Consider the following 20,133-nt stretch of genomic DNA (forward strand, 5'->3'; position numbering starts at 1 on the left):
TGAGTTGCAGGCCCTGCAACTGCAGCGCTTGAATGCACTGTTGGCTGAAGCAGGCCAGAACGTGCCCTACTACCGTGAGTTGTTTCGCTCCTTGGGCCTGCAGCCGGGCCAGTTCAAGGATTTGGCCGAGCTAAACCAGCTGCCTTTCCTGACCAAAGCGGGCATCCGCGCCAATACGGATGCGCTGAAGAACACGCAAGCCCAAGGTCTATCGCGCTTCAACACCGGAGGTTCCTCGGGGGAGCCGCTGGTCTTTTTCATCGGCAATGAGCGGGTCTCACATGATGTGGCGGCCAAGTGGCGTGCCACACGTTGGTGGGATGTGGATATTGGCGATCCTGAAATCGTCGTATGGGGCTCTCCCATTGAATTGGGCAGCCAGGACCGCGTACGTGCGATTCGAGATCGACTCATGCGGACCCAGCTGCTTCCTGCTTTTGAGATGAGCGAAGCCAAGCTGGACGGATTTGTCGCTGCCATTCGCGCGCGGCGCCCGAAGATGCTGTTTGGCTATCCGAGCGCCCTCAGTCACATCGCCCGCCATGCTGAAGGCCGCGGTCAACGGATGGATGATCTTGGGGTCAAGGTTGCTTTTGTGACCAGCGAACGTTTGTACGACGATCAGCGGGCCACCATTGAGCGGGTGTTTGGCTGCCGTGTCGCCAATGGTTATGGTGGGCGTGATGCAGGTTTTATTGCCCATGAGTGCCCGCATGGTGGCATGCACCTCACGGCGGAAGATGTGATTGTCGAGATTGTGGATTCCGAAGGGCGGGTGCTACCGCCTGGCCAGGCGGGAGAGATCGTCGTCACCCATTTGGCAACCAAGGACTTCCCGTTCATTCGTTACCGGACTGGCGACGTTGCCGTATTGGATGATCGAGCCTGTGCCTGCGGCCGCGGCTTGCCCCTGTTGAAGGAAATTCAGGGGCGAACCACCGACTTCGTTGTCGCAGCCGATGGCACGGTGCTGCATGGCCTGGCGCTCATTTATGTGCTTCGCGATCTCCCTGAGGTGCAGGCCTTCAAGATAGTTCAACACACGCGCCAGCATGTCTGTGTGCAAATAGTGCCGGCCTCCGGCTTTAGTGCTGAACAGGAGGCCCTCATCGTCAAGGGCTTTCAGCAGCGACTTGGAAGTTCTGTGCGCGTGGAAGTGCAGTGCGTGGATGCAATCGACCCTGAGCGCTCAGGCAAGTTTCGGTATGTTGTCAGTCATGTTGGCGCTTAGATTCACTGAGACTGAGGCCGTGTTGTGAGAGATATAGTCATCATTGCTATCGTCTTAGCTGCGGCCCTGATCGCGCTTCGCCGACCATGGATTGGTGTGCTGCTTTGGACATGGCTGAGTCTGATGAGCCCGCATCGGTATGCGTATGGCTTTGCCTACGATGCGCCCGTGGCAGCTATAGCGGCAGGCTCCACCCTCTTGGGATTCCTTCTGACCCGCGATCGGCAATCACCGTTTCTAGCGTCACCCCCCATTTGGCTTCTGTTGTTGACGATCTGGATTACCTTGTCCTGGTCCTTCGGGCTTGACCCGAGTGGTGACTATGCGATGTGGGATAAGGTCATGAAGATCAATGTCATGATTTTCGTGACGATTGCGCTTTTGAGAACCAGGCAACACATTTTGGCGTTTGCATGGGTTGTTGCTGGATCGCTCGCCTTGGTTGGCATGAAGGGGGGGCTTTTCACGGTGCTTTCTGGTGGCGGATACCGGGTGTATGGGCCTCCAGACAGCTTCGTCGAAGAAAACAACGCCTTTGGAATGGCCTTGGTGATGACCATTCCGCTGCTGCGCTTTCTTCAGTTGCAATTGACTCCGGGCTGGCGCCGCCATGCGCTGACCGTGGCTATGCTGCTCTGTGCCGCCTCAGCGCTGGGCTCGCATTCTCGTGGCGCATTGCTTGCAATTGCTGCGATGACGATGCTGTTGTGGTGGCGCGGTCAGAACCGATTGAAAAGCGGGCTTGTTTTGGCCGTTGTGGCTTCTTCCCTGGTTGCGTTTATGCCGTCGCATTGGACTGAGCGCATGGCAACGATCGACAATTTCCAGCAAGACGACTCCGCCGTGGGTCGATTAGATGCATGGCGGAATGCCTTGGGTGTAGCAAAAGACTACCCCCTGGGCGCCGGCTTTTCTCCGAACAAGCAAGAGTTCTTCAACCGCTACGCCACAGGAGCGCAGGCGCGTGCTGCTCACAGCATTTACTTTCAGATTCTGGGTAATCACGGCTTTATCGGCCTGTTTCTTTACCTTGGGCTCTTCTTCTCGACTTACGGTCTAGCGGGGCGATTGCGCAAACAAGCACTTGCCGAGCCCAAGGCGCAGTGGGTTGCACAATTGGCGGCGATGTGTCAGGTGTCCTTGGTGGGCTTCTTCGTCGGGGGGGCTTTTCTGAGCTTGGCCTATTACGACTTGGCTTACGACGTGATGGCGCTTGTGGTTGTCGCCCATATATGGTTCAAGCAGCAGTCTTGGACCACGGAGCCTGTCTATCCGAGGCGCTGGTGGAGCTTGCCCGGACTACCTACTGAGCCGACGACCAGGAAAAAAACGTGATTCGTAGTGCACTCTCCTTGCTTTCTCCGAGCGGAAGTCGGGGCCGTCTGTCCATTTTGATCTTTCACCGAGTCTTTGCCCAACGGGACCCATTGATGCCTGGCGAGGTGACGACGGCCGAGTTTGATTCCATTTGTAGTTGGCTGCGCCAGTGGTGTTCGGTGATGCCACTGCAGCAGGCGGCGGACGCCCTGCGTGAAGGAACGTTGCCAAGTCGCGCAGTTACCATCACTTTTGATGATGGCTATCGCGACAATCATGGCGAGGCTTTGCCGGTACTGAAGCGACATGGGTTGTCTGCCACGTTCTTTATCGCGTCGGGTTTCTTGGATGGAGGCCGCATGTGGAATGACACGGTCATCGAGTCCATTCGGCGTAGCCCGTCGTCTACCTTGGATTTGGCGGGGACGCCATTGGCAGATCTGGGCTCGTTTTCCTTGGACGATGATGAGGCGCGCCGGCGTGCAATCGCTGCACTTATCGGGCGAGTCAAATATCTACCCCCGGACGAGCGTCAGCGCTGCGTGACCATCTTGGCCGAGCGGGCCTCAGCCCAACTACCAACTGATCTGATGATGAGTCGCACCGAGGTTGCTGCCTTGCATGCCGCGGGTATGACGATCGGTGCACATACCCGCAACCATCCCATTTTGCGTGGCCTTGGCCGCGACGATGTAGCGACCGAGATCGAGGAGAACTGCAGGGATCTCCAGTCCATCACCGGTCGTCGCCCTTCCTTGTTTGCGTACCCGAATGGACGTCCCGGCGTTGATTACGACGACGCCACCCGCGATGTGGTCAAGGAGTTTGGTTTCAGCGCGGCGGTATCCACGGCTTGGCGTGCAGCTCGTGCCAGCGATGATCTATTGCAATTGCCTCGTTACATGCCTTGGGAGCGCACTCGGGCGCGCTTTGCGATCAGGCTGGCTCACACTCTGGCGACGACATGAGTACCGCTGCGTTGATGCCCCCGCTGAATGCAACCGTGTCGGTGATCGTGCCTACCTACAACCGGGCGCATTACTTGAGGGAGTGTCTGGACAGTTTGTTGACCCAGACGGTATTGCCGTATGAAGTGATCGTGGTTGATGACGGATCAAGCGACGATACCCCGCAGGTGTTGCAGTCCTATGGATCGAGAATTTGCGCCATACGCAAGGAAAATGGCGGAAAGCCGGTTGCGGTGAACCTAGGCGCCGAGCGGGCCGTGGGGCAATGGCTGTGGATCCTTGATGATGACGATGTGGCTTTGCCAGATGCAATCGAGACTCGGTTGCGAGTGCTGCAGGGCAGTCCTGATGCTGATTTCGTGTACGCGCCTCATTGGGTGGGTTCGGATGGCCAGGAGGGCCGGATCCAGCGCTCGCACGTGAATCAACCGCTGGTGCCAGCCGAGGATGCCTTCTTTTTGGATGTAATGCGTGCTTGCTTCTTCCACCTAGGCACCACGCTTGTTCGGCGTGAGCGCTTTCAAGACTTGGGTGGATTGGATCCAAGTTTGCGCGCGGGTGAGGATTACGACTTTCAGATTCGGCTGGCCCGCATGGCGCAAGCCGCGTATTGCCCGTCCCCAGCTTTCATCTTCCGCCAGCATGGTGGAGCGCGTGGTGCCACGGCTGACAGCTACAAGGCAGAGCAGCGCGAACGCGTATTTCGTGAGTGCAGCCAGGTCATTGGTCGCAGGCTGCGCCATCGGCTTGAACTTGGCGAGTATCTGGTGCCGCGAATCGGCGCAGAGTTGAACCCTGAACAGAGGGCAAGGGCGCTGCATCACCGCGCTCAAGTGATGGGCAATCATGGCTGCATAGCCGAATTGCTGGATGACGTCGAGCAGATTGCCGTATCGGGAAGTGACCTGGATTCTGCAGCTTTAGCTCGAGCCATACAGCGTGGCTGGGCCTACTCCGTGGTGAGGGAAGACTGGCCCGGTTTTTGGGGCCGGGCGCGTGTACTGCGAGCTACCCCTCGCGGTCGTGCTGCCCTGCGAGCGCTAGCTGGCGGCATTGCGGCCATGGCCAGGGGATATCCTGGTACACCAAGCCAACGTCTCCAGCAAGCACGGCATGCCGCCGTTCTCTGGCTATCGTCGCTTTCACTGACGGGGCTTTGAGCCCCATGTACGAGTTTTTCTTGGGAAATTACTAATGGCCAACTCCGAATCTTCGGAAAAAAACCGAAAGGTCCTATTCCTTACGTATCTGTTTCCCCCAATCGCGAACTCAGGTACTCGCCGTAGCTTGGAGTTTGCAAATCGTTTGCCGGACTTGGGTTGGACACCGCTGGTTGTCGCTGGAGTGCCCGAACCTGATGAGTACGAAGAAGGTTTGCTGAGCGAGGTTAGACCGGGTACCACGGTGAGGCGAGTGCCTTTGGGTGCGGACCAACTTGGCTTACGTATCGGGCGTTTTTTGCGCAGTGATCGAATCGGTGCGGGCCTGAGTTGGCGCATTCGGGCATTGTGGGCCATCCCTGACTACTGCATCTCTTGGCGAGCCGGCGCTATTGCCGAGGCGCTTGCTTTGCACAAGACTCACGGTTTCGATGTGATTTATGCAAGTGGTTGGCCCTGGTCTTCCTTCCTCATCGCGGAGGAGTTGAGCCGCCGCACTGGAAAGCCTTTTGTCATCGACTACCGCGATTTGTGGGGCGGGACGGGCGCAGACTTTGAGCGACCGCGAGGGATTCATCGCTGGATCAAGATTGGAAAAGACCAGCAACGGCGTGTGCAGGCACGGGCCGCTGCCTTGGTCACAACAACTTCTACCTTCGCGCAAATGCTCTCAGAAGCTTGTGGAGGGCGGCATGTTCACGCGATTACCAACGGTTTTGCAAAGGAAGACTTTCCTGGTTTCGCTCCAGTATGCGAATTGCCGTCAACTGGCCCGGTGAAGATCTCTTACACGGGTATTTGGAGGCCCGGGTATGGCCCGAATGATCTTTACTCGGCCATCGTGGCTTTAAAGGCGGAGATGCCAGATCTCAGCCAGCGGTTGCAGGTAACGATGGCCGGGTTCAAGCCTGGAAAAGCTGCAGAAGATGGAATCGAAGATGTCGTAACCGAGCTTGGCCGGGTCAGCCACGAACGTGCACTGGAGATCATGCGCGAGTCTGACGCGCTGTACTTGCCAGTGTCTGGCGGTGTTTACGACCTGGCCTCATTGCCTGGCAAGATTTTTGAGTACGTGGGGAGCGGCAGGCGCATCATCGCTTCTGCCACGCCGGGCAGTGAAGTTCGGCGGGTACTGGAAGCCGTCGGCCTTTACCGGGCGGTGGTTCCAGGTGATATCAGCGGGCTTTCGGGCTTACTCAAGGGGCTGGTGAACCGCACTGGGATGGAACAGTTCGGGCTGCGCGATCCGGCCGCCGTTGCACGGTATGAGCGGAGCAGTCAGGCAGCGGCGCTGGCCAAAGTTTTCGACGGGCTCGGTGGCAGTTGATCTCTTGTATTCTTGTAAGCCTCTCTGTTGATGCGCAAGCATGGATGCCACCTTGCAGTCGCGGCCTCTCCCGATAACGATGGTTGGCGTATGCAGGCAGCAGAGTGGGCAAAAAGGGCATTTATTGGCGCAAACATGATTTGCCTTGGCCCGTAGTTTTTTTGTTTCGGCTAATGTTTAGCCAAGCCAGGAAAACAAAGTGCGTGATACTCAAGCTGCGGTGTTTCGTTGGAGGTACCAAGCATGTTGCCAGATCTGGGGACAAATCTCGTGGGAGGTGTGTCAAGGTTCAGGCGAACGATGCTTCCCTTCCTTCCGAGCTTGACGCCAAACAAAGTATCGGTAGTCCACATTGTCAACCCCCTCATCAACGCATTCGGTGGATCGGAGAATCGCGCCATTGAGCTCAGGCGTCTCCTGGGTGGTCATGGCCAAGCAATTCTCTGGTCGGATCGTCGAGTAGATCCTCTCTTGCGACAAAGGGTTGACTACCGCGCCATCTTGCCCCCAGTTTCTTACCCCAGAGGTGGAAACTTGGTCTTCGTCGGGGTGTACTTCAAGCTGGGTGCTTGGGTAAGGTTTGCGAACCCACGGAGGGTGATTGCTGTGTACAACACCCCGGACTTAGCGGATCTGAGTCGTTTCCAGGAAGAGATGGGCAAGTACGGTCTCGAGAACCGAGTTGAGTTTGTTTTCGCATCGCAATGGCTTCGCGACCAAGCCGGAATCCCGGGGGAAGTTCATCCCTCAATCATCGATGTCAAGCGGTTCTGCCCTCGGCCAAAGCGTCCAACAAGTGAAAGTTTCGTTGTGGGCCGTTTAAGCCGCGACGTGCTTGAAAAACATCATCCGGATGACCCCGATTTGTGGATCGATCTCGCAAAGCGGGGCTTTAGGGTCCGATTGATGGGGGCGACTTGCCTTTTGGAGACACTGGGGAACCAATCTGGAATCGAAGTCCTGCCCGTCGGAGCAGAATCCGCCGAGTCCTTTTTGCAGTCCCTGGATGCATTTGTCTATCGAACGGACAGCAGTCGTTTCATCGAGCCTTCTGGGCGGGTTGTGCTCGAGGCGCTGAGCTGTGGTGTTCCCGTCGTCTGTGATCGTGAGGGGGGCTACCGCGAGGTTATCGTCGATGGCTCGAATGGTTTGTATGCAGACGACAGCGCCGAGATCATGACTCGACTCGAAGCGCTTAGGGCGAACAGCGACCTACTTCGAAGCCTGGCGAGACAAGGTCGTCGATACGTGGAAGACTTGTTTTCAGAGTCTGCGATGGCCGATATGAACAAGTTCTTTATCGAATGATGAGCTGATTCCCTGAAAAAAGCGTTTGAACGGGCACTCGAGCAAGCTGTCCTCAATTTGGCCAAAGCCTGCGCAGGCGCTTGGCGGATCTGAGCGACAGATCGAGGACTTTGCGTCGTAAGTCCATCTTCACAACGGGTTCAGTGATCACAGAATAGTGCTTTTTGAAAAGCTGGTGGTGAGCATCTGTGCCGCTAAGGTAGCTGTACTGCAAACCCAGGTCCGAGAAACTGCGGATGATTCGGTGAGGGTGTCGGTTTTGAATTGGGAGAATCGCATTCGTGTATGGGATCGGTCCGGTCGTTCTCAACACGCCCCCTCGACCCACGCCATGCACCGAGGGCAGATAGCTGTTGATGTTACCCACGACTGCGTGGAGCACTGCCTCCAAGAAAGGGTGCCTAGGGATTGCCGCCAGATACCATTGTTGGTATTCACCCAGGCCATCTTGTATTTCGGGATGCCGCCCAAATCCTTCATACTGCGCCTCACCACAGTCCGCCCAGCGGCCTAGTAGGTATTCGTCAGTTTCGTGGAGTACTTGTCCGAGTTCACGCGTAAAGTGGCTTTTAATATCAATGTAGAAGCCTCCGTACTTGTAGATCAAGAGGTACCGAAATAGATCCGCCCGGGCCGCTCCGTAGACGGGTGAAATCTTTCTGTAATTGGACAACATATCCGGGCCATACTCGGTCGTGATGAAGTCCTCGATGTCTTCATCGGAGTAAAGTCGAAATGTCCAGCCACTGGCCATTGTCTGGTTGTGGCGAAGATTTTGTGCCAAGTTTTCCGGCAAGCTGTTGGACGGCCAGGTCTGGTAGACAGTGCGCGGAATATTCATTGTTCGCTCCAGATGTCGTTCTTCATTATTCTCTAATGCCATCAAACCAAGCGCCTCGTCCCGCTTTTCGGCAAAACTAACCCTGACCTAATCTGTGCTCAGGGACAAGACAGGATCCCCCTTTGGTGAAGGTCATGTTTCCAGTCGCACGGACTTAGTCCAACTCTAGTGCGAGTTTGAAAACTGATCTCCCGCGGCTGATGGAGTGTTCGGGCCTAAGTTTGATGCCCAGAAACCCCGGAGCAGTGTAGTGGGCCAAGTTGGCGTAGCTGTGACAAACACGAAGCTCTAAAGTGGTATCCGGGCGGTAAGGGGGCTTGCCATCCTCTGGAATTCAGCGCGGTTCACGAGCGAGACCAATGAGGCGGAGGGATCGACGGTAGAGAACCTCCCCGCTCAGCGGGTGCTTGAACAAGCTGATGCCAACGAACCAAAGCAGTCCAGCGCTTGCGAGTGACGCAGCCAGCAAGGCCGGGCCAATCCTTCCGCCCTCGTCACGGTAGACAGTGCTGAACGTCAAGGCAATCAACAGTGGACCCAGGGTGCACGCCGCACTCTGCACCAAGCCCTTGCCCATGCTTCGGAATTGGATAGGCATTGCGCGCGCTTTGAACCAATAAATCAGCGGGATCGATGCAGTGTTTGCGAGAAGAAACGCGAATGCAAAGGCTGTCATGGATTGGGTGACCAGCAAGGTGGCGACCAAAATCGCAGCTTTGGCCGGCTGGACGATTAACTCGGTTCGAGTGACCAAGTCAATTCGTCCAATCGCCATGAGTTGCGATGAGGTGAGCGCGCTAAGAGCGGCAAACGCGCCGGCGAGGCAGAAGACCGGAACCAGGGGAGCAGCAGCTGTCCACTGCGCACCGAACATGATGTGAATGAAATCCGCCGCATGAATGCCCAAGAGGCCGTAGGCTGGCCATGCGAGGGCCGTCATATTGACAACAGATTGAACGTGTTGAGCCTCAACATCGCCACCCGCACGAAAGGTACGAGCGAATGCTGGGAATGCAACGCCACGCACCGCCGAAATCAAGTCGCGGTGAATCATGTTCATCAGGCCTTGGGCGCGGCTCAACATGGCTACGGGTGCGAAGCCGAGCACCTTGCCGGCAACCAGTTCTGGCATGTCCATCGAAACGGACGTGACTACGCTTGTCAGGGCGCTTTGCCCTCCAAAATTGGCGATCGGTCGCCAGTTGGACAGGCTTGGGAGCAGGCCTCGGAAGTCAGCGCGCGCAGCATACGTGCCAATCGCAGTAACCGTGCTCGTGACCAAGGCTCCGATGGCCATGCTGTTGGGTCCAGTGCCAATAAATGCAAGGCCGATCGTGGTCAGGGTGCCCAGAACAGCTGCTGTCAACGTAATGTAGACGAGTCGCTGGAACTGCATATCTCGCCGCATCAACGCACTTGGAACGCTGTTGAAAGGAAGGATCAAAAAGTTCAGTGCGCAGATTCTGAGTGTGTCCGTCAGCCGGGGGTCTTTGTAGAAATCTGCGATCAGCGGTGCAGCTAAACAGAGAGCGAGAAAGAGCAAACCGCCCAAGAGAAGCGAGATGCCAAAGGCAGTTCGAATCTCGGTACGTGAAATCACTGGGGCTTGAACCAGGAAATTGCTAATGCCAAAATCCCTCAGCATATGGGCCACACCGATGAAGACAAGATTCACCGAGTAAAGGCCGATCTCTTCAGGGGTAAGTAGCCGTGCGAGCAGCATGCTGCTGCCAAGAGAAACGGCGATAAGCAGGTAGCGTTCAATAAACGCAATGGCCAAAGACCTACGAACGGAGGACATGATTAGCGTTCGCTCACGCGTTCGTAAACGCGCACATGATCTTGGCTGCTGCGCGCCCACGAGAAGCGGGAGGCCCAAAGTCTGGCCGCGGCAGCTTTTGGCAGTCTCTCTTCGCCGAGTTCCAGCGCCCGCTTGACCGCAGCGACCCAGGCCGCCAAATCTGTAGGTGGAACGATATCGGCCAAAGGCCCAACCAGTTCCGCCAAACTTCCCAGGTCGCTAAAGATCGCGGGCGTGCCGGCCGCCTGAGCTTCGATGGCCGGAAAACCAAAGCCTTCGTAAAGCGTTGGATACAAGACAGCTGATGCGCCTCGATACAGTGCCAGCAAATGGTCGTCTGCCAGGAAGGGAGCGAAGCAAACCCGGTCCCGAAGTGAGGCTGGCACCAGCACTTCGGCGGCCGGTCGTGCCGCCGCGCCAAAGCCGCAGGCTACCAAATGCAGGTTGGGGATGTTGAGTGCCTGCAGCACTTTCAAGGCCCAGTCGAATCGTTTGCGGGGGAGTGGACCTCCCAGATAAACAAGGTAGGGGTGATCGCGTAACTGCAATTGCAGCTCGCTCTTGGTCGGTGTTGCGGCCTCGTCGAGGTAGGCCGCATTGATACCGTGAGGAATGACTGTTAGCTTAGGCTCAAGACTGGGCCAACGGGCCAGAATGTCTCTGCGTGAACAATCGCTGATGGTAATCACCGCCGCGCAACGCGCCAGGGCTCTCGGCATCAGTTGGTTCCAGTAGAAGCGAGACCAAGCGTCATTGTCATGCTCCTCCCAAGCCAAAGTGTCGTGCAAGGTAACCACCGTGGGTACGGGTTGCCACAAGGGCAGGGTGCCTTCGGTGCAATGCAAAAGGTCGACCTTCAGTGCCTTTGCTCTCTGGGGGAGGCCCAGTTGCTCCCATAGCTGGAAACGGTCACCGCGGAATGGAAAGATCTCAGAGCGCCCCTGCATGTTTGCTGGGGCGCTCATTGGATAGCGCTCATCATCTCCGAAAAGTACCCAGTCAACGTTGCTTGTTGCGCTGGCGTTTTCGATCATGTCGTAAACGTAGCGGCCCATGCCTCGCACATGGGCGGTATTCAGGCAACGTGCGGCGACCCCGACAGTTAGGCGCTTTCTAGCGCCATCATCTATATACGTCACGACTTGTTCTCGTTGTTGCTACTCTGCGCAGTTGCGCGCAGACTGCTTCGTAAGTGCCAGCGGTCACGGGCTTTGCGCAGATACATCTCTATGCCGAGGGGTAGTCTGCGCTGCTGTAGCTTGCTCCAACTCATCTCACCGGATGCGTTGCAAAGGCTTGGCTTGAAATGGTCGCCGCCCATGAGTAAGTCGTAGGTGGCAAGTCCCCGCTTCAGCGCTTCTTGCACGGCGAGGCAATGAATCACCAAACCTGGTTTCAACTTGTTGGACTCGGATATCGCATGCCCAGATTGGTAGTTGCTTGCAATGCCGTTACGTTCAAAGTTGTACAAGTAGCCAAGCAGTTCAGGCCCTGCCATCACGCGCAGAATCGACACGTTTCCCCGTTCCCATCCCCTAGTGATGAGCGTTGTGTGGAAGCTTCGGGTAAAGCTTGATGAAAAAGCGCCCGGCTCGCCTTTTGCGGTCCAGTGTGCTTGGTGAAGCCTCACCAAGTCTTCGAACCAAGTGAGTGCTTCGCTTGTCGAGGCAGCGCGTTCGCATGTCAACGGGCCAAAGGCCGCGTAGCCCTTGATTGCGCGCTTGGCCTGATAGCGGCTGTTGGAACTCAGACTGTCTAAATAGTCTCCCCCGACGTTTCGAACAGCTTCCAAATCTACGAAATGAAAGGCCTTGGTCCAGCGCCGCTGGTGCCACAAGCGCTCAAGTGGAGCGACTTCATCCAATTGCTTTGTCAGCCCATCATCAAGACCAGACAAAAAACACTCGTCCCAGTCTGGATGCTCCGCCAAATACTTGATTGCTGAGTTCAGCACGTTCACTTCATCGCCTGCTGCAGACAGGATGCCGTTGTGCTCCATGGTGATCCGGTCGAACTCGGGTCTGCCAGTTTCGTTGAGGTGTAAGGAGCGAGTGCGGATCAGACCGAGCCTGCGCTGATGGCCAGACCACAGCAGGGCGATGCCCTTCAGTTCGCCGCTGGCGTTGACCCGCAGTACTTGCGGGGTCTCGATCCCTTGGGCACTGTCAAGCAAGGCGCCCATCCAGTCCCAGCTAATGAAAAACGAGGCTTTTGAGCTTTGCTCGAGCACTCGCCATTGGTGCTCCAACTCGCGACGATCCTGGAGCGGCGTTAACGTCACCTGCCAGTCGGCTGGATCGATGGAGGTAGGTTTTGCGTGTTGCGCATCTGGCATGAGTTGGGAGCCTGTCATGGCCGTCGTGCTGGCAAACTAGGGAGGCGAGATAACGCCGATTTCAGCGAGGCCGCGGCCGCAAACAGCCACGGCTTCAGCCGCCAGGGATGGTGCTTGATGGCAGTACGAAAGCCACTGGCTGCAATGCGGGGATCTCCATGACGCAAATGTTGCAAGGCGTGGTCAAAGCACATTTTGTGCATACGGAGCTTGAGCTGCGATACGGCTAACTGCCGACCGGCAGGATTGGTGTTGCCGTATCGAGCGATGGCTCGGGACACCACGGTGTACTCATTGCTGACGGGTTGTGGCACCCGCGTGATGCTAGATGGATGCAAGCGATATCGCGCAACGACTGACTCGACATGACTGAAACGACAGTGGCGGGCGGCACGAATGAAAAAATCGTAATCCTCGCCGGTGCGCAGGCTCTTATCGAAACCGCCAATGGCATCGACTACCGACCGACGCACGATCGTGGCGATGATGTGCACAATGGGGTCGAGCAAGATTTCGGGGTAAACCCAGCCTTCACGAGTCGCGCTGAGGACAGAATCGGGCAACTGACACCGCACCTCCGATGCCGCCTCTTTAGTCGTGGCCACGGGCGTCCAATAGGAAAAGTCACCGAACACGACCCCCACTTCTGGATCTTTGATGAGGTGCTCGACTCGACTTTGCAGAGAGCCTGGTGTCCATAGATCGTCGGCGTCAAGAAAGGCCAGGACATCGCCGCTGGTGTTTTCCAATGCCAGATTTCGTGCTGCCGCTGGGCCTTTGTTTTCTTGTCGAATAACCGTCACGCGCTCGAAAGCTGACGCTAACTGAACAGATTTGTCGGTGGAACCATCGTCGACCACGACGATCTCAAGGGGACCAGGATACTGCTGAGCGAGGATGCTGTTGAGCGCGTCGGCGATAAAGTGCTCCGCGTTGAAGCAGGGCATGATGACCGACACGGACGGCCAAGCACTTTCCGGAGCAATGGATCTCATCTGAGGCTGATTGGGCTGGAACAATTGGCTAGGCGATCTGCGGATGAGACTCGGAACCGGTCGATCATTGTGGGGTTTCGGTCCACTTGTTGATGCTCTTCAGTCGGTCAATGAGCTCGGGCCTCGACAAGCCCAACTCCTGCGCCTGCCGCGCAGCAGCCGCTGCTAGCTCAAACTGGCCCAGCTCGAAATATGACACGCCAATGTTGTAGTAAGTCAGCGGGTTATCTTCGGCATCGGCTTCAGCGGTGCGAGTATGAAAGAGTGATTCCTCTGCACGACCTTTCTTGCGAAGCCAAAGTGCATACATCAGTCTCGTGACGGTGTCGTCTTTTGCGTAACGCAATGCCCGGTCGAACCAGCATTCAATGGGTAGGTCTGCGCCTCGAGGTTGTTCGGTCCCATCTTTTTCACCCATGCGCATCATGGTTAGTAAAGCGCGGTGATGATTGGGGAACACGCCCAACACATAGGCAACGTCCTTGCCCATGCCTTTGGCATCCGTGGTCACGCCTCGGATCAACTGTTCGACCTGCGGTGTGAAGTGGTGCGTTTCCACATTCGACAGTGCACTCTTAGGGGCCGACCGGTAGTCAAAGGGCCCGAACCAGCTCTTGAATGGATTCCCGCACATCGCTTCCCCGGTTTGCGCCATTGCAAATGAAGAGAAAAAGCACGTGAGGGCAATTGAGGGTAGAAGGAAAAGTCGACCGATTGTTTTGCGCATCATGTCTCGCTTGCAGGGTGCCGAAGTCGTCAGGTCCGAAGGCTTCACCATCTGACGAGATCAGGCGGAAGTCCGCTCTTGGACATAGTCCGTTAGTGAGCCCACAGTCGCAAAAACACTGCCATCGAAATCGTCGTAGTCGATCGAGATACCGAAGCGTTCCGTTAGTTCGGTGAGCAGGCTAACAACTGCCATTGAGTCTAGTTCGGGGACGGCGCCTAGCAAGGGTGTATCGCGCGTCCAATGCAAAGCCCGGCCGCCAAGTGTCAGCACATCGTCGAGGGTTTGCAGCACGTTCGAACAGATTTCCATTTCGATTTTTCCAAAGGAACTTAAGGTTAGGATTCTAGAAGGGCAAAGCTGGCGGTCCTGTGAAATACTTGTCGTCTTTCCCTTGGCTTGCCTGTATTCGGCAAATCTGTGACCTGTGACAGCAATTTTTAAAACCATTGTGGCATGCGCGAAGCGCCTTACTGCTCCTCTCAGAGAGTTCGGTTTTGGCTTAGGTGTGCTGTATTTGTTGGATCGTTCTTTGCGGGCGTTGTCATCGGCTTGGGGTATCTATCCCTATGCATTTGTGGTGCAGCCCATTCCTGAAAAGCCACTCTTGCCGCCCATGATGTCCAAGCATGGGCGTGCTGAGCGCTTGACGCCAAGCAGCCCTTGGTTGAGCGAGGCTCCGCTTGCTTCGTCGGTGTTTGCCGAGCGTCTCGCCCGTGGCGATTGTGGTGTTGTGGCGCTGCGCAAAGAACAACTCCTTGGCTACGCATGGTGGTCGGCGAAAGGTTACTTTGAACAAGAGGTACGTTGTACCTTTGAGGTAGAAGATGCGGCCCGCGCTGTGTTTGACTTTGATGTTTACGTGAGGCCTGAGCATCGGATGGGATTGGGCTTCATCGCTGTGTGGGACGCCTTGTCGGAAGAGCTTCGTCAAGGCAGAGTCGAGCTCACTTACAGCCGTATCTCGCGCTTCAACTTGGCTTCGTTGAGGGCGCACTCACGCTTTGGGGCCAAAGAAGTGGGGCGCGTGGTGTTCATGAGGGCTGGAGGTCTGACTTTGGCGGTGTCTGCCCAGTTTCCTTTTCTTAGGATTGGCATGGGTGATGGGCTTCAGTTGCGCCTGAGTTTGGGTAAGGCCGGCTTGACCTGGCTTACATCGCGCGGGCGGTCGTGACTCAGGCGGCAGCATGTGTTTTGGCCCCCGGGCTTGATGGCCATCAGGCGTTTACTTCACGCGATATTCCGGTGCATGGTGTTGCAACCACTGCTCCAGCATCATCAGAATCCACACCATTTCACCGTAAAAGCCGGCGTGCTCCTTGAGTCGGTGTGTGAGCAGTGCGTCGATAAACTCCTCGCGCACGATCCCGCGTGCTGCTACGCCTCTCAGAGATTCTGTGGCAAGCGCATTCAGAGCTGAGTCCTTCACAGCCCATGGACCAAAGGGCAGGCCAAAGCCTTGTTTCTTCTTGGTTAGGGTTTCGTCTGGCAAAAAGCCACGAAGTGCTTCCTTAAAGAACCAACGGAGTTTGAAGCCCTTAAGCTTGTAGTGGGTGGGAAGCTTCAGAGAGAAGTCAAGCAGTCGCGTATCAAGCAGCGGGAAACTCACGTCGATCCCCGCCAATGCAGTTGTACCAACGACTTTTGGCAAGTCGTTCTCAGCCAGCGTATAGCGCCAGTCGAAGGCCAGCATCTGATTGACAAGGCTGCTGCCGAGCGGCCCTGCCGCCCACGCGGCGCGTTGGTGGTTTCTGGGCGCGTTGGCGTCGACTTGAGCCAAAAAGTCTCGCGTAAACACCTCGTTGATGCCGAGTCGATCGAGCAGGTTGTACATCTGCGTGCGGTCAGGCATGGGCACTCGGGCTTGGCGGATGTAGCTGGTGCCTTTCTTTAGCAGAGGGATGCTGCCGGCAACAGGATTGGCAAACAGCGGTTCCAACAGGGCAGCGCGCAGCGGTGCTGGCACTTGGTTGTAGGCATCGAACACGCGCTCCTTGGCGTAACGCGTGTTGCCGCCGAAAAGCTCATCACCCCCATCGCCTGCCAAGAGGCGGGTGTAGCCGTCGCCGCGTGCCTTGCTTGCGCAATAGAAGGCAGGCAGGGCCGATGAGTTGCCAAAGGGCTGGTCATAGTGTGCTGCGACCCGGGGGATGGCCTTGACCAGGTCCGCTGGGGTGACGTAGTACTCGTGGTGCTCGGCGCCAAATGCCTTGGCGGCGATCCGGGCAAAGGACATCTCGTCGTAGCCTTCGGCTTCGAAACCAATGGAGTAGCTGGCGGGAGCTTTGCCTGTAGCCTCGCGCAGAAGGCCGCAAACAGTAGAGCTATCGGTGCCACCACTCAGGAAGCAAGCTGTTCGGCCGTCGGTAGACAGGCGTTCTTGAACAGCGCTGCGAAGAATGCCGCGGAACTCGTCGCGCAGCACCTCAAAGTCCGGGCGTTTCAGTTCCTCAAAGTGCGGCTGCCAGTATGGCGCCACCGTCAATTGACCATTCTCGAACAGTGCGTAATGCGCCGGTGGCAGGCGCAGGATGCCTTGGTAGATCGTGCGAGGCGAAGGAATGCAATGATGAAAGAGGTAGTCGAAAATTGCCTGGGTATTGATTTCAGTGATGCCGAGTTTGCGCGCCAACACGTCCGCTCGAGAGGCGTAATGCAAGTGGCCGCCGTGAACGGCGTAGCAAAGGCTATGCACAGCAAAACGATCTACGGCCAAGAAGGTTCCGCCTGCGGGCAACTGCAGCGCTACCGAGAAATCTCCCTGTACTTCACTTGCACAAAGCGCGCCCTTGTCAGCGTAAGCTTTTTGCCAGGCGGCCAAGGGGTCGTTCGCTGCTTCGTGAAAGCGGGGAGTACCGCTGGCGAAAGGTGTGTCGGGCGGCAGGGCTTGGGTATGCATGCAGTTTTTTTAAGTCTTTGATTTCTGAGACGCGGGTCAATTCGCCTAGGTCGGGCGCGACTTTTGCGGACAGATCCTCCCCACAATGCAGCGTGGTGGCTTCCGGAGGATGCTCCCTTGAGTGATATTGTTGCCCAGTTCCCGTTGCGTGTTCCGATAGGTCGCTCAGGGCTTGGGGATGTTTGCGATACATTTTCACTCAATGGCTTTGTTTCTGACCTACAACTAAATGCTTGAATCATCTCTGCTACACGAACTGGTGGTCATCGCTGCCGAGCGCACGCCCGAGGCTTTGGCCGTTACGGGGGGAGGGGAGCACTTCAGCTATGCAACATTGCAATCTTGCGTGCAGCACTTCGCAAGCGGGCTGTTGGTCGGGGGGCTTATTCGCGGTGAGCGGGTCGGCATCTATCTTGAAAAGCGCATCGAGACCGTGATCGCCAGCTTTGGCGCGCCTGCTGCCGGTGCCGTATTCGTGCCCATTAATCCGCTGCTCAAGGGTGAGCAGGTGGCCTTCATCATGAACGATTGCGATGTGCGGGTGTTGGTCACCTCGCCCGAGCGTTTCGTCGCGATGTCTGGCCATTTGGCGGGTTGCCCTTCGCTGCGCCATGTGCTCCTGACCGATCCCATATCAGAGGCCTCTGCGCCGGCCTTGCCTCAGTTACCTGAGGGTGTTCAGGTGCATCGTTGGAGCGAGTTCTTGCAAGCACCGTTGCGGGCGGGCCACCGGGTGATTGATACCGATATGGCCGCCATCCTTTACACGTCAGGCTCCACCGGGAGACCTAAGGGCGTTGTGTTGTCTCATCGGAATATGGTGGCTGGCGCAAAAAGCGTGGCCTCTTACCTTGAGAACGACAGTCAAGATACGTTGTTGGCTGCCTTGCCTTTGTCTTTTGACGCTGGTTTCAGCCAGTTGACCACCGCGTTCCATAGTGGCGCTCGGGTAGTTCTTTTGAACTACCTGATGCCCCGTGATGTGCTGAAGGCCATGGAACGTGAAAAAGTGACCGGACTCACTGCCGTGCCGCCTTTGTACATCCAGTTGGCTCAATTGGAGTGGCCGGCCGCTATCAATGAGAACCTGCGCTACTTTGCCAATACGGGTGGGCGTATGCCGCGGGAGACTTTGGATCAGTTGCGACTCCGGGTGCCGTCGGCTAAGCCTTTTTTGATGTATGGGTTGACTGAGGCATTTCGTTCAACGTACCTGCCTCCGAGCGAAGTTGATCGACGGCCAGATTCGATTGGCAAGGCGATTCCGAATGCGGAAATTTTGGTATTGAGGGAAGACGGCAGTCCTTGTGCGCCCGATGAAGCGGGGGAATTGGTGCATCGAGGTGCGCTGGTGGGTATGGGGTATTGGAATGACGCAGAGAAAACCGCCGAGCGCTACAAACTACTGCCTGCCGGCGCACCCGGTCGTCAAGCGGGGTTGCAGTTGCCTGAGTACGCAGTTTTCTCGGGCGACACTGTCCGCATGGATGCCGAGGGATTTTTGTACTTCATCGGGCGCCGCGACGAGATGATGAAGACCTCCGGCTATCGCGTGAGCCCGACGGAAGTGGAGGAGATTCTCTATGCGACCAAGCTAGTAGGTGAATGCGTCGCCTTTGGTGTGGACCATCCGACGCTGGGGCAGGCGATTCAAGTGATCGTGACCGCGCCTCCTGGCTTGGATGACATCGATTTGTCGGCCTTGCAGGCGGAGTGCCGCCAGCGGATGCCTGCGTACATGGTGCCGGCGGGTATTGAGGTGCAGGCCGGCCCCTTGCCCCGAAATCCTAATGGCAAGATCGATCGTAAGCTCCTCTCAACAGCTTGGCGCGAGAATACCGCCCGAGTGTGATTCGATTCCTTGCTCTTTGTCGCCGAGCAAGTCTTTGTTCTTCGTCCTTTGTTTTCAGTCCCCATGACCGATTCAGTTGCCCCGTCCCTTGTACCCAAACTCCTGCCGGTACATGCTCCCATGGCGCAGTTCCCGATGGTGGAGGGCGAGCTTTTTGTGGGCGGGCAAAAGCTCTCTGTACTGGCCGAGCGAGTCGGGCAAACGCCTTTCTTTGCTTATGACCGAAGCCTTTTGTGCAGACGTGTCGCCGAGTTGAGAGCCGCGCTTCCTGAACAAGTGAAACTTCATTTTGCGATGAAGGCCAATCCAATGCCGGCCGTGGTTGGCTTGATGGCAGGCTTGGTGGACGGAATTGACGTGGCCTCGGCCGGTGAGTTGAAGGTAGCTTTGGATGCTGGCGCGGATCCGGCTGAAATTAGTTTTGCTGGGCCAGGGAAACGCGATGTCGAACTGATCCAGGCTGTGGCGGCAGGCGTCCTCATCAATGTGGAGTCTTCGCGGGAACTGCCAGTATTGGCTGCCGCTTCAAAGCGCCTAGGGTTGCCGGCGCGGGTTGCCATTCGCGTCAATCCTGACTTTGAGCTCAAAGGCTCGGGCATGAAGATGGGGGGCGGGCCGAAGCAATTTGGCATCGATGCCGAGCAGATGCCAGAAGTAATGGCTGAGGTCGGGCGATTGGGCTTGGCCTTTGAGGGTTTTCATTTGTTTGCGGGTTCGCAGAATTTGCGTCCGGAATCGATATGTGAAGCTCAGCAGAAGTCCTATGAGCTTGCTTTGCGATTGGCAGAGTTAGCGCCGTCGCCCGTGAAGTTTTTGAATTTGGGCGGTGGCTTTGGCATCCCTTATTTTCCGGGGGAGCAACCGCTTGACTTGGCGCCCATTGGCGCCAATTTGCAGGCTCTGGTCAAGCGGGCAGCGAAGGAGCTTCCCGAAGCTTCTTTGGTCATTGAGTTGGGGCGCTATTTGGTCGGCGAGGCTGGCGTGTACGTTACGCGCATCGTTGACCGGAAAGTTTCACGGGGTCAGGTCTACTTGGTCGCTGATGGCGGTTTGAACCATCACTTGTCTGCCTCAGGCAATTTCGGGCAGGTGATCCGTAAAAACTATCCGGTCACCATCAGTAAAGCCATGGGCCGATCTGCGCAGTGTTCTGAAACTGAATCAGTTTCGGTCGTTGGTCCCCTGTGCACCCCGTTGGACCTCTTGGCGGACCGCATGGCACTGCCCGCCATTGCTGAAGTGGGGGACTTTGCCGTTGTCTTCCAGTCAGGCGCCTATGGGCGCAGTGCAAGCCCTGAAGGGTTTTTGGGCCACCCAGCGAGTGTCGAGGTCTTGGTCTGAATACTCAAATGAATGAAATTGGTGGGGGATG

General features: G+C 56.7%; 17 protein-coding genes. 9 read left to right on the top strand and 8 right to left on the bottom strand.

All coding sequences use genetic code 11. From position 1 onward, the window contains the following. Positions 1–91 precede the first annotated feature (91 nt). The 6 genes from ACOVRJ_RS02985 (at position 92) to ACOVRJ_RS03010 (ending at position 7,311) form a co-directional block, all read left to right on the top strand. Positions 92–1,231 carry a phenylacetate--CoA ligase family protein gene (locus tag ACOVRJ_RS02985; RefSeq protein ID WP_422042417.1) on the top strand — a complete coding sequence of 380 codons (1,140 nt, stop codon included), beginning with the start codon at positions 92–94 and terminating at the stop codon, positions 1,229–1,231. Between the two features lie 24 nt (positions 1,232–1,255). Next, on the top strand, positions 1,256–2,566 hold the full coding sequence (locus ACOVRJ_RS02990) for a putative O-glycosylation ligase, exosortase A system-associated (protein ID WP_422042418.1): 1,311 nt from the start codon (positions 1,256–1,258) through the stop codon (positions 2,564–2,566). Between the two features lie 95 nt (positions 2,567–2,661). After that, positions 2,662–3,516 carry a polysaccharide deacetylase family protein gene (locus tag ACOVRJ_RS02995; RefSeq protein ID WP_422042419.1) on the top strand — a complete coding sequence of 285 codons (855 nt, stop codon included), beginning with the start codon at positions 2,662–2,664 and terminating at the stop codon, positions 3,514–3,516. Next, positions 3,513–4,676: a glycosyltransferase family A protein gene (locus ACOVRJ_RS03000; protein WP_422042420.1), complete on the top strand. Its 1,164-nt coding sequence runs from the start codon at positions 3,513–3,515 to the stop codon at positions 4,674–4,676. The genes ACOVRJ_RS02995 and ACOVRJ_RS03000 overlap by 4 nt, the downstream gene beginning before the upstream one ends. 34 nt (positions 4,677–4,710) lie before the next feature. Then, positions 4,711–6,003 carry a glycosyltransferase gene (locus tag ACOVRJ_RS03005; protein WP_422042421.1) on the top strand — a complete coding sequence of 431 codons (1,293 nt, stop codon included), beginning with the start codon at positions 4,711–4,713 and terminating at the stop codon, positions 6,001–6,003. 606 nt (positions 6,004–6,609) lie between these two features. Further along, positions 6,610–7,311: a glycosyltransferase family 4 protein gene (locus tag ACOVRJ_RS03010; RefSeq protein ID WP_422042422.1), complete on the top strand. Its 702-nt coding sequence runs from the start codon at positions 6,610–6,612 to the stop codon at positions 7,309–7,311. 52 nt (positions 7,312–7,363) lie between these two features. Here ACOVRJ_RS03010 and ACOVRJ_RS03015 read toward each other — a convergent pair whose 3' ends face one another. The 7 genes from ACOVRJ_RS03015 to ACOVRJ_RS03045 all read right to left on the bottom strand — a co-directional run bounded on the left by ACOVRJ_RS03015 (position 7,364) and on the right by ACOVRJ_RS03045 (position 14,322). Beyond that, complete coding sequence (locus tag ACOVRJ_RS03015; protein ID WP_422042423.1) at positions 7,364–8,194, bottom strand: glycosyltransferase family 32 protein; 831 nt, start codon at positions 8,192–8,194, stop codon at positions 7,364–7,366. Between the two features lie 292 nt (positions 8,195–8,486). Further along, a complete protein-coding gene (locus tag ACOVRJ_RS03020) occupies positions 8,487–9,953 on the bottom strand; it encodes an oligosaccharide flippase family protein (protein ID WP_422042424.1) in 1,467 nt (488 codons plus the stop codon). 2 nt (positions 9,954–9,955) lie between these two features. Beyond that, complete coding sequence (locus tag ACOVRJ_RS03025; protein ID WP_422042425.1) at positions 9,956–11,008, bottom strand: glycosyltransferase family 4 protein; 1,053 nt, start codon at positions 11,006–11,008, stop codon at positions 9,956–9,958. Between the two features lie 80 nt (positions 11,009–11,088). Next, on the bottom strand, positions 11,089–12,306 hold the full coding sequence (locus ACOVRJ_RS03030) for a GNAT family N-acetyltransferase (protein WP_422042426.1): 1,218 nt from the start codon (positions 12,304–12,306) through the stop codon (positions 11,089–11,091). Further along, complete coding sequence (locus ACOVRJ_RS03035) at positions 12,303–13,283, bottom strand: glycosyltransferase (protein ID WP_422042427.1); 981 nt, start codon at positions 13,281–13,283, stop codon at positions 12,303–12,305. Before ACOVRJ_RS03035 ends, ACOVRJ_RS03030 begins: the two co-directional genes overlap by 4 nt. A 64-nt stretch (positions 13,284–13,347) precedes the next feature. Continuing rightward, the gene (locus ACOVRJ_RS03040) at positions 13,348–14,013 is read right to left on the bottom strand and encodes a hypothetical protein (RefSeq protein WP_422042428.1); all 666 of its coding nucleotides are present in this window, start codon (positions 14,011–14,013) and stop codon (positions 13,348–13,350) included. Positions 14,014–14,070: 57 nt separating this feature from the next. Then, on the bottom strand, positions 14,071–14,322 hold the full coding sequence (locus ACOVRJ_RS03045; RefSeq protein WP_422042429.1) for an acyl carrier protein: 252 nt from the start codon (positions 14,320–14,322) through the stop codon (positions 14,071–14,073). A 115-nt stretch (positions 14,323–14,437) separates the two neighbouring features. Between ACOVRJ_RS03045 and ACOVRJ_RS03050 the strand changes: the two genes are divergently transcribed. Next, entirely contained in the window at positions 14,438–15,184 is a 747-nt protein-coding gene (locus ACOVRJ_RS03050) for a GNAT family N-acetyltransferase (protein WP_422042430.1), read from the top strand. Between the two features lie 51 nt (positions 15,185–15,235). Here the strand turns inward: ACOVRJ_RS03050 and ACOVRJ_RS03055 are convergent, their stop codons facing one another. After that, complete coding sequence (locus tag ACOVRJ_RS03055) at positions 15,236–16,909, bottom strand: asparagine synthetase B family protein (protein ID WP_422042431.1); 1,674 nt, start codon at positions 16,907–16,909, stop codon at positions 15,236–15,238. Between the two features lie 229 nt (positions 16,910–17,138). Between ACOVRJ_RS03055 and ACOVRJ_RS03060 the strand changes: the two genes are divergently transcribed. Beyond that, the gene (locus ACOVRJ_RS03060) at positions 17,139–18,761 is read left to right on the top strand and encodes an acyl-CoA ligase (AMP-forming), exosortase A system-associated (protein ID WP_422042432.1); all 1,623 of its coding nucleotides are present in this window, start codon (positions 17,139–17,141) and stop codon (positions 18,759–18,761) included. Between the two features lie 63 nt (positions 18,762–18,824). Continuing rightward, positions 18,825–20,102, top strand: a complete 1,278-nt coding sequence (locus tag ACOVRJ_RS03065; RefSeq protein ID WP_422042433.1) for a pyridoxal-dependent decarboxylase, exosortase A system-associated — start codon at positions 18,825–18,827, stop codon at positions 20,100–20,102. Positions 20,103–20,133: the final 31 nt, after the last annotated feature.

It is taken from the genome of Roseateles sp., from assembly GCF_049240545.1.
Lineage (GTDB): Bacteria > Pseudomonadota > Gammaproteobacteria > Burkholderiales > Burkholderiaceae_C > Paucibacter_A.

Coding starts and splice junctions, on each gene's coding strand:
- ACOVRJ_RS03040 (WP_422042428.1), bottom strand. CDS start 14,013: ATGATGCGCAAAACAATCGGTCGACTTTTCCTTCTACCCTCAATTGCC.
- ACOVRJ_RS03060 (WP_422042432.1), top strand. CDS start 17,139: ATGCTTGAATCATCTCTGCTACACGAACTGGTGGTCATCGCTGCCGAG.
- ACOVRJ_RS03065 (WP_422042433.1), top strand. CDS start 18,825: ATGACCGATTCAGTTGCCCCGTCCCTTGTACCCAAACTCCTGCCGGTA.
- ACOVRJ_RS03005 (WP_422042421.1), top strand. CDS start 4,711: ATGGCCAACTCCGAATCTTCGGAAAAAAACCGAAAGGTCCTATTCCTT.
- ACOVRJ_RS03055 (WP_422042431.1), bottom strand. CDS start 16,909: ATGCATACCCAAGCCCTGCCGCCCGACACACCTTTCGCCAGCGGTACT.
- ACOVRJ_RS03030 (WP_422042426.1), bottom strand. CDS start 12,306: ATGACAGGCTCCCAACTCATGCCAGATGCGCAACACGCAAAACCTACC.
- ACOVRJ_RS03000 (WP_422042420.1), top strand. CDS start 3,513: ATGAGTACCGCTGCGTTGATGCCCCCGCTGAATGCAACCGTGTCGGTG.
- ACOVRJ_RS03025 (WP_422042425.1), bottom strand. CDS start 11,008: ATGGGCCGCTACGTTTACGACATGATCGAAAACGCCAGCGCAACAAGC.
- ACOVRJ_RS02995 (WP_422042419.1), top strand. CDS start 2,662: ATGCCTGGCGAGGTGACGACGGCCGAGTTTGATTCCATTTGTAGTTGG.
- ACOVRJ_RS03020 (WP_422042424.1), bottom strand. CDS start 9,953: ATGTCCTCCGTTCGTAGGTCTTTGGCCATTGCGTTTATTGAACGCTAC.
- ACOVRJ_RS03045 (WP_422042429.1), bottom strand. CDS start 14,322: ATGGAAATCTGTTCGAACGTGCTGCAAACCCTCGACGATGTGCTGACA.
- ACOVRJ_RS03015 (WP_422042423.1), bottom strand. CDS start 8,194: ATGGCATTAGAGAATAATGAAGAACGACATCTGGAGCGAACAATGAAT.
- ACOVRJ_RS03035 (WP_422042427.1), bottom strand. CDS start 13,283: ATGAGATCCATTGCTCCGGAAAGTGCTTGGCCGTCCGTGTCGGTCATC.